Source organism: Burkholderia humptydooensis, assembly GCF_001513745.1.
GTDB classification, from domain to species: domain Bacteria; phylum Pseudomonadota; class Gammaproteobacteria; order Burkholderiales; family Burkholderiaceae; genus Burkholderia; species Burkholderia humptydooensis.
Window position 1 is genome coordinate 1,567,389 of record NZ_CP013380.1, and the last position, 14,089, is coordinate 1,581,477.

General features: G+C 67.3%; 12 protein-coding genes and 5 tRNA genes. 13 read left to right on the forward strand and 4 right to left on the reverse strand.

Annotated features, from left to right (window positions below; all coding sequences use genetic code 11):
- The 3 genes from AQ610_RS07195 to AQ610_RS07205 all read left to right on the forward strand — a co-directional run bounded on the left by AQ610_RS07195 (position 1) and on the right by AQ610_RS07205 (position 3,570).
- A complete protein-coding gene (locus tag AQ610_RS07195; protein WP_006026019.1) occupies positions 1-1,098 on the forward strand; it encodes an ABC transporter permease in 1,098 nt (365 codons plus the stop codon).
- Entirely contained in the window at positions 1,095-2,729 is a 1,635-nt protein-coding gene (locus AQ610_RS07200; RefSeq protein ID WP_006026020.1) for an ABC transporter ATP-binding protein, read from the forward strand. Before AQ610_RS07195 ends, AQ610_RS07200 begins: the two co-directional genes overlap by 4 nt.
- Positions 2,730-2,865: 136 nt before the next feature.
- The gene (locus tag AQ610_RS07205) at positions 2,866-3,570 is read left to right on the forward strand and encodes a C40 family peptidase (RefSeq protein WP_006026021.1); all 705 of its coding nucleotides are present in this window, start codon (positions 2,866-2,868) and stop codon (positions 3,568-3,570) included.
- A 144-nt stretch (positions 3,571-3,714) separates the two neighbouring features.
- Here the strand turns inward: AQ610_RS07205 and AQ610_RS07210 are convergent, their stop codons facing one another.
- On the reverse strand, positions 3,715-4,758 hold the full coding sequence (locus AQ610_RS07210) for a patatin-like phospholipase family protein (RefSeq protein WP_043282493.1): 1,044 nt from the start codon (positions 4,756-4,758) through the stop codon (positions 3,715-3,717).
- A 321-nt stretch (positions 4,759-5,079) separates the two neighbouring features.
- Here AQ610_RS07210 and gltX point away from each other — a divergent pair, with 321 nt between their 5' ends.
- From gltX to AQ610_RS07245, 7 genes are all read left to right on the forward strand, one after another.
- Positions 5,080-6,489: a glutamate--tRNA ligase gene (gene gltX, locus AQ610_RS07215; RefSeq protein ID WP_006026024.1), complete on the forward strand. Its 1,410-nt coding sequence runs from the start codon at positions 5,080-5,082 to the stop codon at positions 6,487-6,489.
- A 170-nt stretch (positions 6,490-6,659) separates the two neighbouring features.
- A tRNA-Ala gene (locus AQ610_RS07220) sits at positions 6,660-6,735 on the forward strand.
- Between the two features lie 149 nt (positions 6,736-6,884).
- Positions 6,885-6,960, forward strand: a tRNA-Glu gene (locus tag AQ610_RS07225).
- A gap of 77 nt (positions 6,961-7,037) precedes the next feature.
- A tRNA-Asp gene (locus AQ610_RS07230) sits at positions 7,038-7,114 on the forward strand.
- A 64-nt stretch (positions 7,115-7,178) separates the two neighbouring features.
- Positions 7,179-7,254, forward strand: a tRNA-Glu gene (locus tag AQ610_RS07235).
- A gap of 81 nt (positions 7,255-7,335) precedes the next feature.
- Positions 7,336-7,412: transfer RNA gene (locus AQ610_RS07240), tRNA-Asp, on the forward strand.
- Between the two features lie 161 nt (positions 7,413-7,573).
- The gene (locus tag AQ610_RS07245) at positions 7,574-8,041 is read left to right on the forward strand and encodes a GNAT family N-acetyltransferase (RefSeq protein WP_006026025.1); all 468 of its coding nucleotides are present in this window, start codon (positions 7,574-7,576) and stop codon (positions 8,039-8,041) included.
- A gap of 194 nt (positions 8,042-8,235) precedes the next feature.
- Here AQ610_RS07245 and AQ610_RS07250 read toward each other — a convergent pair whose 3' ends face one another.
- Complete coding sequence (locus tag AQ610_RS07250; protein ID WP_006026026.1) at positions 8,236-9,099, reverse strand: AraC family transcriptional regulator; 864 nt, start codon at positions 9,097-9,099, stop codon at positions 8,236-8,238.
- A 128-nt stretch (positions 9,100-9,227) separates the two neighbouring features.
- On the opposite strand from AQ610_RS07250, the gene rraA reads away from it, so the two are divergent.
- Together rraA and AQ610_RS07260 are read left to right on the forward strand one after the other, a co-directional pair.
- A complete protein-coding gene (gene rraA / locus AQ610_RS07255) occupies positions 9,228-9,725 on the forward strand; it encodes a ribonuclease E activity regulator RraA (RefSeq protein ID WP_009912878.1) in 498 nt (165 codons plus the stop codon).
- Positions 9,726-9,777: 52 nt separating this feature from the next.
- Positions 9,778-10,185 carry a gamma-glutamylcyclotransferase family protein gene (locus AQ610_RS07260; RefSeq protein WP_006026028.1) on the forward strand — a complete coding sequence of 136 codons (408 nt, stop codon included), beginning with the start codon at positions 9,778-9,780 and terminating at the stop codon, positions 10,183-10,185.
- A gap of 235 nt (positions 10,186-10,420) precedes the next feature.
- Here AQ610_RS07260 and aceB read toward each other — a convergent pair whose 3' ends face one another.
- Together aceB and AQ610_RS07270 are read right to left on the reverse strand one after the other, a co-directional pair.
- Complete coding sequence (gene aceB, locus AQ610_RS07265; protein WP_006026029.1) at positions 10,421-12,013, reverse strand: malate synthase A; 1,593 nt, start codon at positions 12,011-12,013, stop codon at positions 10,421-10,423.
- A gap of 64 nt (positions 12,014-12,077) precedes the next feature.
- On the reverse strand, positions 12,078-12,854 hold the full coding sequence (locus AQ610_RS07270; protein WP_197417875.1) for a haloacid dehalogenase type II: 777 nt from the start codon (positions 12,852-12,854) through the stop codon (positions 12,078-12,080).
- 138 nt (positions 12,855-12,992) lie between these two features.
- Between AQ610_RS07270 and AQ610_RS07275 the strand changes: the two genes are divergently transcribed.
- Positions 12,993-13,895 (forward strand): LysR family transcriptional regulator, encoded by a 903-nt coding sequence (locus tag AQ610_RS07275; protein WP_006026031.1) that lies wholly within the window; start codon positions 12,993-12,995, stop codon positions 13,893-13,895.
- Positions 13,896-14,089: the final 194 nt, after the last annotated feature.

Here is a 14,089-nt window from a genome sequence, read left to right on the forward strand (position 1 = left end):
TTGAGCCGACTCGCCGTCTCTCCCCGGATCGACGCCGCGCGCGCGCGGGTGTCGCCGTCGCCCGCGCGGCGCGTGTGGCAGCGCTTCAAGGGGCAGCGCCTCGGCTACTGGAGCCTCGTGATCTTCGTGATCGCGTTCGCGGCGAGCCTCGCCGCGCCGCTGTGGTCGAACGACAAGCCGATCGTCGTGCGCTACGACGGCCAGTTCTATTTCCCGCTCTTCAAGAGCTATCCGGAAACGACGTTCGGCGGGGATTTCCCGACGCCCGCCGACTATCTCGATCCGTACGTGCGCGGCAAGCTCGACGCGCCGGGCAACTTCGCGCTGTATCCGCCGAACCGCTATTACTACGACACGCTCAATTACTTCTCGAAGCGCCCGAACCCGGCGCCGCCGTCGCGCGAGAACTGGCTCGGCACCGACGCGCAAGGACGCGACCTGCTCGCGCGGCTCGTCTACGGCTTTCGCGTGTCGGTGGAGTTCGCGCTGATCCTGACGTTCATCGGCACGCTGCTCGGGATCGCGGCGGGCGCGGTGCAGGGCTTCTTCGGCGGGCGCATCGACATCGTCGGCCAGCGGCTCATCGAAATCTGGAGCTCGATGCCGGAGCTGTATCTGCTGATCATCTTCGCGTCGGTGTTCGAGCCGAGCTTCGTGCTGCTGATCGTGCTGCTGTCGCTGTTCGGCTGGATCGGGCTGTCCGATTACGTGCGCGCGGAGTTCCTGCGCAACCGCACGCAGGACTACGTGCGCGCCGCGCGCGCGATGGGCCTCACGAACTGGCAGATCATCTGGCGCCACGTGCTGCCGAACAGCCTCACGCCCGTCATCACGTTCCTGCCGTTCAGAATGAGCGGCGCGATCCTCGCGCTCACGAGCCTCGACTTCCTCGGGCTTGGCGTGCCGCCGCCGACGCCGAGCCTCGGCGAGCTGCTCGCGCAGGGCAAGGCGAACCTCGACGCGTGGTGGATCTCGCTCGCGACGTTCTGCGTGCTCGTCGCGACGCTCCTGCTGCTGACGTTCATGGGCGACGCGCTGCGCAACGCGCTCGACACGCGGATCGCGGACACGACGCGCGCCGCGGGAGGCCTCCGATGAGCGCCGCGCAAATCGCGGGCGGCGGCGCGGCGCCGTCGCCGCCCGAGCCGCTGCTGTCGATCGAGCGGCTGCAGGTGCGCTTTCGCGACGCGCTAGCCGTCGACGACGTGTCGTTCGCGATCGGCCGCGGCGAACGCGTCGCGCTCGTCGGCGAATCGGGTTCCGGCAAGAGCGTGACCGCGCTGTCGATCTTGCGCCTGCTGCGCGACGCCGACGTGAGCGGCGCGATCCGCTTCGCGGGCGAGAACCTCGCCGACAAGAGCGAGCGCGAGATGCGCGGGCTGCGCGGCGCGGACATTGCGATGATCTTCCAGGAGCCGATGACGGCGCTCAATCCGCTCTTCACGGTCGGCGAGCAGATCGGCGAGACGATCGAGCTGCACGACGGCGTGTCGAAGCGCGACGCGCGCGAGCGGGCGATCGCGCTCCTCGCGCGCACCGGGATCGACCGGCCGCGCGAGCGCGTCGACAGCTACCCGCACCAGTTGTCGGGCGGCCAGCGGCAGCGCGCGATGATCGCGATGGCGCTAGCGTGCCGGCCGCGCCTGTTGCTTGCCGACGAGCCGACGACCGCGCTCGACGTGACGGTCCGCGCGCAGATCGTCGAGCTGCTGCTCGAGCTGCAGCGCGACGCGGCCGCCGAGCGCGGGATGGCGGTGCTCCTCATCACGCACGATCTGAATCTCGTGCGGCGCTTCGCCGAGCGGGTCGCGGTGATGGAGAAGGGCAAGCTCGTCGAGTGCGGGCCGGTCGAGCGGATCTTTGATGCGCCCGAGCATCCGTATACGCAGCGTCTGTTGCACAGCCGGCCGCAGCGCACGGTGTCGCCCGTGCTGCCGATCGCGCCCGTCGTGCTCGACGCGCACGGCGTCACCGTGAAGTTCAAGCAGAAGCTGCCGGGCTTCGCGGGCTGGTTTCGCTCGGGGCGCTTCACCGCGGTGTCGGACGCGAGCGTGTCGGTGCGGCAGGGCGAGACGCTCGGGATCGTCGGCGAATCGGGTTCCGGCAAGTCGACGCTCGCGATGGCGCTCCTCGGGCTGCAACAGGTCGCGCACGGCGACATCGAATTCGAGGGCCGCTCGCTCGCGAGCTTTCGCGGGCGCGAGCGTACCGCGCTGCGCGCGAACATGCAGGTGGTATTTCAGGACCCCTTCAGTTCGCTTTCGCCGCGGCAGACGATCGAGCGGATCGTGTCCGAAGGGCTGGCGCTGCATCGCCCGCAGCTCGCGGGCGATGCGCGCCGCGACAAGGTGGTCGCGGTGCTGCGCGAAGTCGGCCTCGACCGCACGGTGCTGCATCGCTATCCGCACGAATTCTCGGGCGGCCAGCGCCAGCGGATCGCGATCGCGCGCGCACTCGTGCTGGCGCCGCGCGTGCTCGTGCTCGACGAGCCGACGAGTGCGCTCGACGTGTCGATCCAGCAGCAAGTGTTGAAGCTGCTGTCGAATTTGCAACGAAAGTACAACCTCGGCTACGTGTTCATCAGCCACGATCTGGAGGTGATCGGCGCGATGGCGCACCGGGTGGCGGTGATGCAGGGCGGGGTGATCGTCGAGACGGGCGACGTCGAGCGGATCTTCACTGATCCGGTGCATCCTTACACGCAAAAACTGCTGAAAGCCGTTCGTTAAGTCTGATGAACCCGAATGGTGCAAGAAGTTTGATTGAAATTATCAATTCCTTTTGACAAACAAATACTTCGTGGCTAGTATCGAGCGAAATTTTTCCGCCAATCGAGCTGATTTTCCAGCGCAAATCCATCGACCAATGCAGCACCGATATCTGACCCAGGCTTGTACGCGCGTCGTCGCCGGGATGTTCATCGGCGTCCTGATCGCTGCAGCTCCCGGCGCGTTCGCCGACGAAGTCAGCAGTTCCAGTCAGAATGCGATCAGTTCGGCTCAATCCGAGCCGGCTTCCTCTTCCCAGAATCCCCAGCAGGTCAGTGCCGCCACGCCCGCGAAGAGCCAGGGTGGTGCAAAGGCGTTCCTGTCGGGCATGGCCGGCAAGGCGGGCGACGTCGTCGTCGGCGCGCTGAACATGATCGGCGTGCGCTACCGCTGGGGCGGCAATACGCCGGATTCGGGCCTCGATTGCAGCGGCTTCGTCCGTTACGTGTTCCAGGACACGCTCGGCATGTCGCTGCCGCGCCGCGCGGAGGAGATGAGCCGCGTAGGCGAGAAGGTGCGCATGAGCGAGCTGAAGCCGGGCGATCTCGTGTTCTTCAACACGATGCGCCGCACGTTCTCGCATGTCGGCATCTATATCGGCGACAACAAGTTCGTGCACTCGCCGTCGACGGGCAGCACGATTCGCGTCGACGATCTCGATAGCGGCTACTGGGAAAAGCGTTTCACCGGCGCGCGCCGGATCGAGACGCAGTTCTCGACGAAACCCGACGATCTGCGCCAGCGCGTGAAGGCGACGATCGGCGACGGCGGCGTCAACGCGAGCGCGAACGGCGGCAACTGAATCGCGCACCGGTTTGCGCCGGCCGATGTCGCGCGCCGAAGCCCCGCTCCTCGATGGAAGCGGGGCTTTGCTTTTGTGGATCGCGTTTTCGATGCGGCGTGACGTTGATGTGGCTCGGCGCGGGCAGGCGTCGGGCGTCAGCCGTCAGGCGGCCGCGGTCGCCGAGTGCGCGGCCGCGAGCTTGCGCTGCAGCTCCGGCATGATTCGCGCGACCGCTTCCTCGCCCGCGAGGATCGCCGCGTTGCGCTGATTGAAGTCGCTGCCGCCCATCGCGGCGAGGTTCGGGCGGATCACGACGTCGGCGTACTTGTCGAGCTCGTAGGTCTTGATCGTCTGGCCCATGATCGTGAACGTCTGCAGCAGCATCTCGATCGGATTGCCGGTCGCCGCGCCGTCGGGGCGCGAGGAGATGTCGACCGCGATCACGAAGTCCGCGCCCATCCTGCGCGCGAACGACGCGGGCACGGGGCTCACGAGCCCGCCGTCGACATACTCGCGATCGCCGATGCGCACCGGCTCGAACACCGAGGGCACGCTGCACGACGCGCGCACCGCGAGCCCCGTGTTGCCGCGCTGAAACAGGATCGGCTGGCCGCTCTTCAGATCGGTCGCGACGATGCCGAGCGGCTTCGCCATCTTCTCGATCGGCCGGTTGTTCAGCGTCTTGTTGATGAAGTTCTGCAGCGCGATACCTTGCAGCAGGCCGCGCGAGCGGAACGGCGTCGCCCAGTCGCTGATCGACGCTTCGTCCATCGTGAGCGCGAGCTTGTTGATTTGCAGCGCGTTCATCCCCGACGCGTACAGCGCGCCGACGACCGAGCCCGCGCTCGTGCCGGCGACGAGCTCGACCGGAATTCCGCGCGCCTCGAGCGCCTTCAGCACGCCGACGTGCGCGAAGCCGCGCGCCGCGCCGCCGCCGAGCGCGATGCCGATCCTGATCGGCTTCTCGCGCGGCGGCGGGTTGGTGGGCGCGGCGGCGCCCGTCGTCGGCTTCGTGCCGGTCGACGTGCAGGCGGCGAGGGCGGCCGACGCGCAGGCGAGCGTGAACGCGCGGCGGGACAAACGGGGGGACGACATCGGCTCGATCTCCAGCGACGAGCCGCGCGCGGCCTCGATGGACGCGCCGCGCGCGGCGAAATTCCGGCGGTCGCGCCGACGGAGTCGGGCGGCCGTGCGCGGCGCCGGTATGGCGGCCGCGGCGCGCACATCATAAAGCAACTGGCGGCGCGCGCACGAAAGCCGCGCGCGGCGGCGCGATCGTCGGCCGAAAGGACGACGGGCGATTCGGGCGGACATCGGCGAAGATGGTGGCGTGCCGGGTTCGCGAACGGCTCGCGGGCTGCCTCGGCGCCGGCGCGGCCCTGCTCGGCGCGATGAGGAACCGCGGCGCGCCGAGTATAATTCGTGCTCTTTCCGTTCCGGTCGCGTGCGCACCCGGCAATGCCGTGCGGCGCGCGCGGCCGCGTCGTTTCAATTGATGCGCCGCTTGAGGCGTTCGAGCTATCGTTTATGACCCGTTCTGTACGCACCCGTTTTGCGCCGAGCCCCACCGGCTTCATCCACCTCGGCAACATCCGATCCGCGCTTTATCCGTGGGCGTTCGCCCGCAAGATGAAGGGCACGTTCGTGCTGCGGATCGAGGACACCGACGTCGAGCGTTCGAGCCAGGAGGCGGTCGATGCGATCCTCGAAGGGATGGCGTGGCTCGGCCTCGATTACGACGAAGGTCCGTACTACCAGATGCAGCGAATGGACCGCTATCGCGCAGTGCTCGCGCAGATGCTCGAGAAGGGCCTCGTCTATCCATGCTACATGTCGACCGAAGAGCTCGACGCGTTGCGTGAGCGCCAGCGCGCGGCGGGCGAGAAGCCGCGCTACGACGGCACGTGGCGCCCCGAGCCGGGCAAGGTGCTGCCCGAGCCGCCCGCCGGCGTGAAGCCCGTGCTGCGCTTCCGCAATCCGCTGACGGGCACGGTGGCCTGGGACGACGCGGTGAAGGGCCACGTCGAGATCTCGAACGAGGAGCTCGACGATCTCGTCGTCGCGCGTCCCGACGGCACGCCGATGTACAACTTCTGCGTCGTCGTCGACGATCTCGACATGGGCATCACGCACGTGATCCGCGGCGACGACCACGTGAACAATACGCCGCGCCAGATCAACATCCTGCGCGCGCTCGGCGGCGAAGTGCCGGTGTACGCCCACCTGCCGACCGTGCTGAACGAGCAGGGCGAGAAGATGAGCAAGCGCCACGGCGCGATGAGCGTGATGGGCTACCGAGATGCCGGCTATCTGCCGGAGGCGGTGCTCAACTATCTCGCGCGCCTCGGCTGGTCGCACGGCGACGCGGAGATCTTCTCGCGCGAGCAGTTCGTCGAATGGTTCGACCTCGAACATCTCGGCAAGTCGCCTGCGCAGTACGACCACGACAAGCTGAACTGGCTGAACAACCACTACATCAAGGAAGCGGACGACGCGCGTCTTGCCGAGCTGTCGAAGCCGTTCTTCGCGGCGCTCGGCATCGACGCCGGCGCGATCGCGCAGGGCCCGGGCCTCGCGGGCGTGATGGCGCTGATGAAGGATCGCGCGTCAACGGTGAAGGAGATCGCGGAGAATTCGGCGATGTTCTACCGCGCGCCGGCGCCTGACGCGGACGCGCTCGCGCAGCACGTGACCGACGCGGTGCGTCCGGCGCTTGCCGAATTCGCGGCGGCGCTGAAGACGGCCGAGTGGACGAAGGAGGCGATCGCGGCCGCGCTGAAGGCCGTGCTCGGCGCGCACAAGCTGAAGATGCCGCAGCTCGCGATGCCGGTGCGCCTGCTCGTTGCGGGCACGACGCACACGCCGTCGATCGATGCGGTGCTGCTGCTGTTCGGCCGCGATGTCGTCGTGTCGCGTCTCGAGGCGGCGCTCGCGTAAGCGCGCGGCAAGTGTGCGACGCCGCGTCGTTCGAGGTGACGAGCCATTCGGAGCCATTCGAATACGCGGGTTCGCAAAAAATTTTGCTCGAGGCGCAAATAGGGTATTTACAAACCTCAAAACGGTCTCTACAATCTCGCTTCTCTGTTGTTCAGCAGTCAACGAGACACGGGGGTATAGCTCAGCTGGGAGAGCGCTTGCATGGCATGCAAGAGGTCAGCGGTTCGATCCCGCTTACCTCCACCAGTTGAACGCAGAGTGAATGAAGTTTGCGAAGCATTGAGTGACAGAAAAAAGCTTCACAAACGGAATGAAAGAAGTTAGAATTTCATTCTCTGCTGTTGGTGAAAATTAACAGCGAGAACAAAGTGGCAAGACAGATCTGAAAAGATTTTGTCCCCTTCGTCTAGAGGCCTAGGACATCACCCTTTCACGGTGAGTACAGGGGTTCGAATCCCCTAGGGGACGCCAGACATGGCGTCGCTTCGACAGAAGCGAAGCGGGTCGGCAAGAGCGTAACCGACGCTTGTCGATCAGGTGCAGGAAGTGGAGCGGTAGTTCAGTCGGTTAGAATACCGGCCTGTCACGCCGGGGGTCGCGGGTTCGAGTCCCGTCCGCTCCGCCAGATCGAGAGCCCGTTCAGGCTGCATGTGAACGGGCTTTTTCGTTAAAGGTGTAAGCAGTACGTTGTCCCCTTCGTCTAGAGGCCTAGGACATCACCCTTTCACGGTGAGTACAGGGGTTCGAATCCCCTAGGGGACGCCAAGACAAAGCGTCGTTCGGCCGAGTGTCGAGACGATGCGCCGGCAGGAAGCGACCGACGCCTGCCAGGCAAGCAGCAAGACTGGAGCGGTAGTTCAGTCGGTTAGAATACCGGCCTGTCACGCCGGGGGTCGCGGGTTCGAGTCCCGTCCGCTCCGCCAAATCGAAGCCCGTTCAGGCATGCCTGAACGGGTTTTGTTTTTGCCCCGCACGTTTTCGAGGCGAACGATGTGGCGCGCCGTTGCCGCATGCGTGCAAATCGGCATTGCAACGTGCGCCGGCTGCGCTATCGTGGCGGTGACGCAGGTTTTGCCAATATGCCATGTCCGATTCCGCCGCCGTTCCTCTCGTTTACCTGCTGCGTCCCGCCGAGCAGGGCGATTTCGAGTTCGCGGAAGCGCTCACGCACGGCAACATGAACGCGTACTACCAGCGCCACGGTCTCAGGTGGCGCGCGGATCTCTTTTTTGCGAGCTGGCGCGATTCGGAAAACTTCATCCTCGAGCTCGACGGTGTGCCGATCGGCCTGTTGAGGATTACGGAGGAAGGCGATTCGCTGCACATCCGCGACGTGCAGATCGCGCCGGGGCACCGGCAGCGCGGCGCCGGCACGTATCTGCTCGAATCCTCGCACCGTTTCGCGAAGGCGCGCGGGCTGCGCGAGACGCAACTGCGCGTGTTCGTCGACAATCCGGCCGCGCGGCTGTACCTGCGAATGGGGTATCGGCTCGCGGGGCCGCGTCTCGCGCAGTTCGGATCGATCCGTCATATGGCGCGGCCCGTGTCCTGATCGTGGCCCGAACGAGCGCGCGGAACCGCCTCGGTCCGCCGGACGAACGAGATCGCATCGTGCGGACTTCGTTCGGGCTGCATTCCTCGGGGACGGCGGACGGCATCGTTCGATCCTTCCGTTGTCATCCGGTTCTGCCGTGCCTGGCCGCAAGTGCCCTATCCTGAAGACTTCAGCGACTTGCGCAACCGAGCTCACAGCAGCGGTTCCGCATCCCCATCATCGAACGATGCAAGCTCCGTCGCCGCATGCGTATCGCCGCGCTGAATGAACGCGCGCGGGCTCGCGCCGAACGCGCGCCGGAACATCGCGGAGAACGCGCTCTGGCTCTGGTAGCCGAGTTCGCGCGCGATGTGCGACAGCGGCCGCCCCTGATTCAGGAGCGGAATCGCGCGCGCGAGCAGCGCCTGCTGGCGCCATTGCGAAAAGCTCACGCCGAGCTCCTGCTTGAACAGCCGCGCGATCGTCCGCGTGCTCGCGCCGACGCGCGCCGCCCAGTGCTCGAGCGACTCGCCCTGCGCCGGATGCGCGAGCACCGCTTCGCACAGCGCGCGCAGCCGCTTTTCGGTCGGCATCGGCACCGCGAGCGGCAACGGCTCGGCGCGCGTGAGTTCGTCGAGCACGAGCTCGGCCAGCAGCCGCTCGCGCGAGCGGTTGAGCGAGCGCGCCTCGAGCGCGACGATCAGCTCGCGCAGCAGTCCTGACACCTCGACGACCCGGCACGCGTCGAGCCCGTCCGGTACCGCCGATTCGTCGACGTACAGCGTGCGCAGATACGCGTCCTCGACAATCACGACTTCGTGCGGAATTCGCGGCGGCACCCAGATCGCGCGCGACGGCGGCACCATCCACGTCGAACCGGCCGTCGCGAGCCGCAGCACGCCACGCGACGCGTACGCGAGCTGCGCCCACGCGTGCGTGTGCTGCGGCACGCGCACGCCGGCCGCGATCGCGCGGGCGCGCACGCGCATCGGATGCGAGCGCGTCGGCGCGAATTCCGACGGAACGTCGATCGTGGCGGCGGGCGGCGGCGCCAAAAGGGGAACGGACGGGCTCATCGATGATCGAAGACGGGGCGGATGGTGCGTCCGGCTATTGTAGGGCGAGCCTTCCACACGCCGCAGCGGGAATTTTCTTCGCCGATAATGCCGGATCGACACCCTACGACTATCCAGGAGACTTCGACATGATGTTCGCCACCACCGACCTTTGCGACGCGAACGAAGACCGCCTCGCGGCCGGCACGCTGCGCGTGCTCGCGCCCGTGTTCCGCTCGTTCGGCGGTGTGCGGCGCTTCGCGGGGCCGGCCGCGACGCTCAAGCTGTTCGAGGACAACACGCTCGTGCGCGCGGCGCTCGAGCAGGGCGGCGCGGGGCGCGTGCTCGTCGTCGACGGCGGCGGCAGCCTGCGCTGCGCGCTCGTCGGCGGCAACCTCGGCAAGCTCGCCGAGAAGAACGGCTGGGCCGGCATCGTCGTGAACGGCTGCGTACGCGACTTGGACGAGCTCGCCGAATGTCGCGCGGGCGTGCTCGCGCTCGCCGCGCATCCGCGCAAGAGCGACAAGCGCGGCGCCGGCGTGAGCGACGTGCCCGTCGACGTGCGCGGCACGCGCATCGTGCCGGGCGACTGGATCTACGCGGACGCCGACGGCGTCCTCGTCAGCGACGACGCGCTGCTCGAGTGACACGGCGGCGTGCCGGTTCGATGGCGCGACTGAAACAAGGAAGGAAGATGCGATGCGCTACGTATTCTGCTACGGGACCCTGAGAGCGGGCGAGATCAACGACATCGGCCGTGCGGCGGCGACGCACGGCATCGCCGCGCCGATGCTCGTCGGCGCCGTGGCGGTGACGGGGCGGCTGTACGACTTCGGCAACTATCCGGGGATGGTCGCCGACGGCGGCTGCGATCTCGTCTGGGGCGACGTCTACGCGATCGACGAGCGGCTCGTGCCGGTGCTCGACGAGATCGAGGAGGTCTATCCGGGCATCGAGGGGCTGTTCTTGCAGCAGCAGGCATCGGTCGAGCTCGGCGGGCGCCGGTACGATTGCCTGTATTACCCGGTCGGCGCGCATTCGGTTGCGGGCAAGCCGCGGATCGAGTCGGGCGACTGGGTGCAGTATCGCCGCGCGCGCGTCGCGTGACGCCTCGCGGCGGCGCTCGAAGCCTGACGAACGGTGCCAAGAGGCTGACGCTCGGGCGTCCAAAGGCTGCGGAACAAAAATGGAAACCCGTGTCCGAGGCGGAACGCGGAACGCCATACCGTCATCGCCTACGGCGGCCTGAAGCCGAGCCCGCGTGCAAGGGCGCGTCGTTCAGCCGGCCGATCCGCGAGCGGCAGGCGGCGGGCGCATCGACCCCGCCTGCCGCCCGCGTCGTTCAGATCTCCTCGTAGAGCGGCAGCGTCAGGAACTCGGTGAAGTTCTCCGACGTCGACATCTGCTCGAAGATCGCCGCGGCGCGAACGTACGGCGCCGTGTCGCCACCGACGACCTGCTTCACGTTCTCGAGCTCGACCTTCGCGTACTCGCGCACGAGCTCGGCCGTGACCTTGCGGCCGTCGTCGAGCGTGCCCTTCGGCGAGCGGATCCACTGCCACACCTGCGAGCGCGAGATCTCGGCCGTCGCCGCGTCTTCCATCAGGTTGTGGATCGGCACGCAACCGTTGCCCGCGAGCCACGAGCCGAGGTAGTGGATGCCGACGTTGATGTTATTGCGCAGGCCGGTTTCGGTGATCGGCGCTTCCGGCTGGAAGTCGAGCAGGTTCTTGCCTTCGATCTGCACGTCGTCGCGCTGTTTGCCGATCTGGTTCGGCTTGTCGCCGAGCACCTTGACGAACTCCTCCATCGCGAGCGGCACGAGCCCCGGGTGCGCGACCCAGCCGCCGTCGTAGCCGTCGCCGGCGTCGCGCGCCTTGTCCGCGCGCACGCCCGCCATCGCGCGGTCGTTCGCCTCCGGATCGTTCTTGATCGGAATCAGCGCGCTCATCCCGCCGATCGCCGGCGCGTTGCGCTTGTGGCAGGTCTTCAGCAGCAGGAGCGCGTAGGCGCGCATGAACGGCACCGTCATCGTGATCTTCGCGCGATCGGCGAGGCAGAAGTCGCGGTCGTTCTTGAACTTCTTGATCGCCGAGAAGATGTAGTCCCAGCGGCCCGCGTTCAGGCCCGAGCTGTGCTCGCGCAGCTCGTGGAGAATCTCGTCCATCTCGAACGCGGCGAGGATCGTCTCGATCAGCACGGTCGCGCGGATCGTGCCGCGGGGGATGCCTACCGCTTCCTGCGCGACGACGAAAATGTCGTTCCAGAGGCGCGCCTCGAGATGGCTCTCCATCTTCGGCAGGTAGAAGTACGGGCCGGAGCCGCGCGCGATCAGCTCCTTCGCGTTGTGGAACAGGAAGAGGGCGAAGTCGAAGACGCCGCCCGACACGCGCTGGCCGTCGACCGTCACGTGCTTCTCGTCGAGGTGCCAGCCGCGCGGGCGCACGATCAGCGTCGCGATCTTGTCGTTGAGCTTGTACGACTTGCCGTTCTGCTCGAGCGAGATCGTGCGGCGCACGGCGTCCTTCAGGTTGATCTGGCCGTCGATCTGGTTGGCCCAGCTCGGCGCGTTCGAATCCTCGAAGTCCGTCATGTACGAATCCGCGCCCGAGTTCAGCGCGTTGATGATCATCTTGCGCTCGACGGGGCCCGTGATCTCGACGCGGCGGCACTGCAGGTCCGCGGGCAGCGGAGCAACCTTCCAGTCGCCTTCGCGAATCGATTTCGTCTCGGCGAGGAAGTCGGGGCGCTCGCCGGCGTCGAGGCGCTTCGTGCGCTCGGCGCGCGCCGCGAGCAATTCGCGGCGGCGCGGCTCGAACTGGCGATGCAGCTTCGCGACGAGTTCGAGCGCCTCGGGTGTGAGGATCGCTTCGTAACCGGGCTTGATCTCGCCCGTGATCGCCATGCCTTGCGGCAGCTTCAGCGTCGTGGTCATCGGTTTTCTCCTTGGTCGGTCAGTGACTGAGTGATGCAAATGCGTGAATCTGGTCCGCGCCGCGTCAGGCGGGCGCCGGGCGCGTGCGGCCGGCCGCTTTCGCGGCGGCGGGCGGCGCGTCGAGAAAGGCGAGCAGCTCGGCCATCCCGGCGCCCATGCCCGAGGGCGCTGCGCCGAGCTCCTCGAGCGGCGCGCCCGTGCGGTTCAGCCAGAAGGTCCGGTAGCCGAACCAGCCGGCGCCCGCGACGTCCCAGCCGTTCGACGACACGAACGCGATGTCGGTCGCGGCCGCATCGAACGCCGCCGTGCCGAGCGCATACGCGGCGGGCGACGGTTTGTACGCGCGAGCCGCGTCGACGGACAGCACGCGATCGAAGAGGCCGCTCATCCCGGCGCTCTTGACCGCGATGTCGAGCATCTGCGGATTGCCGTTCGACAGGATCGCGAGCTTCGGCGGCGCGCTGCGCGCGCGTAATGCGCGCAGCGTCGGCACCGTGTCCGGATACGTCGACAGGCACGCGTATTCGTCCATCAGCCGCTTCTCGGCCGCGGCGGGCAGCGCGAGGCCGAGCGCACGCGCGGCAAAGCGCAGCCCGTCGAGCGTCAGGTCCCAGAACGGCCGATAGCGCGCGCCTGCCGGATCGGCGAGCGTGCGCAGTTGCGAGTATTCGATCTGTTTGCGCCGCCAGAGCTGCGACAGCGCCTCGCCGCGCCCCGGAAACATCTGCTCGGCCGCGGCGACGACCGCGTGCACGTCGAACAGCGTGCCGTACGCGTCGAAAAGAATCGCCTTCGGGAAGGCGGGCGGGGTGCCGGGCATGACGTCGCGCTCCACGATCAGAGGTCGAAATCGATTCTATTAGTGATGGCATGAACTAAAAAAGACAGTAATCATCACTTGATCTTTTACTTTTTGATATCTAATCTGGAGCGACTTCGGGTTTGACGGGGCGGCCGGTTCGCGCCGCCCGCATACGGGATGGATCGCTTCAAACAGATCGAAACGTTCGCCGCGGTCGTGGCGAAGGGCAGCCTGTCGGCGGCCGCGCACGCGGAAGGGGTCGCGCCCGCGATCATCGGCCGCCGGCTCGATGCGCTCGAGGAGCGGCTCGGCGTGAAGCTGCTTGTGCGCACGACACGCAAGCTCACGTTGACGTTCGAAGGCTCGGCGTTCCTCGAGGACTGCCATCGGATCATCCACGACATGCAGAACGCCGAAGCGAGCGTGTCCGCGGGCGGCGTGAAGGCGAGCGGGCACTTGCGGGTGTCGGCGCCCGCGGGCTTCGGCCGGCGTCACGTCGCGCCGCTCGTGCCCGCGTTCACGGGCGCGCATCCGGACGTGTCGGTCACGCTCGATCTGTCCGACCGGATGGTCGATCTCGTCAACGAGGGGTTCGATTGCGCGGTGCGGCTGGGCGAGCTGCCCGATTCGTCGCTCGTGTCGCTGAAGCTCGGCGAGAACCGGCGCGTGTGCGTCGCTTCGCCTGCGTATCTCGCGCGCGCGGGCACGCCCGAGACGCTCGCCGATCTCGCGCGCCACCACTGCCTCGCGCTCGCGGCGAACGCGAACCAGCAGCGCGGCTGGACGTTCGTCGACGACGGCGAGGTGGCGTCGATCCGCGTGTCCGGCACGATGGAATGCTCCGATGGCGCGGTGCTGCATGAATGGTGCCTCGAAGGCCACGGCCTGGCGTGGCGCTCGTGGTGGGAAGTCGGCGCGGACATTGCGGCGGGCCGGCTCGTCAGCGTGCTCGACGCGTTCGCCGCGCCGCCGATCGGCATTCACGCGGTGTTTCCGCAGCGCCGACACCTGCCGCTCAGGGTCCGGCTCTTTCTCGATTTTCTGAAGCACACATACGAGCGTCCAGGCTACTGGGGATGACGCCCGCACGGCGGCGGCGCTCGCCTTCGGCGCGCGCGCGCCGTCCTTGCGCATCGTTTCGGCGCGCGGTGCTTGCGCCGAATACGTACCCGAATTCGCACCCGATTGCGCGCGTTTCCGATATGAGGGCGAACCCTCTAGCGGGTTCGGCGGCGCGGATTCGCGCACTACAATCGAATCACCCAGCGTCCGCG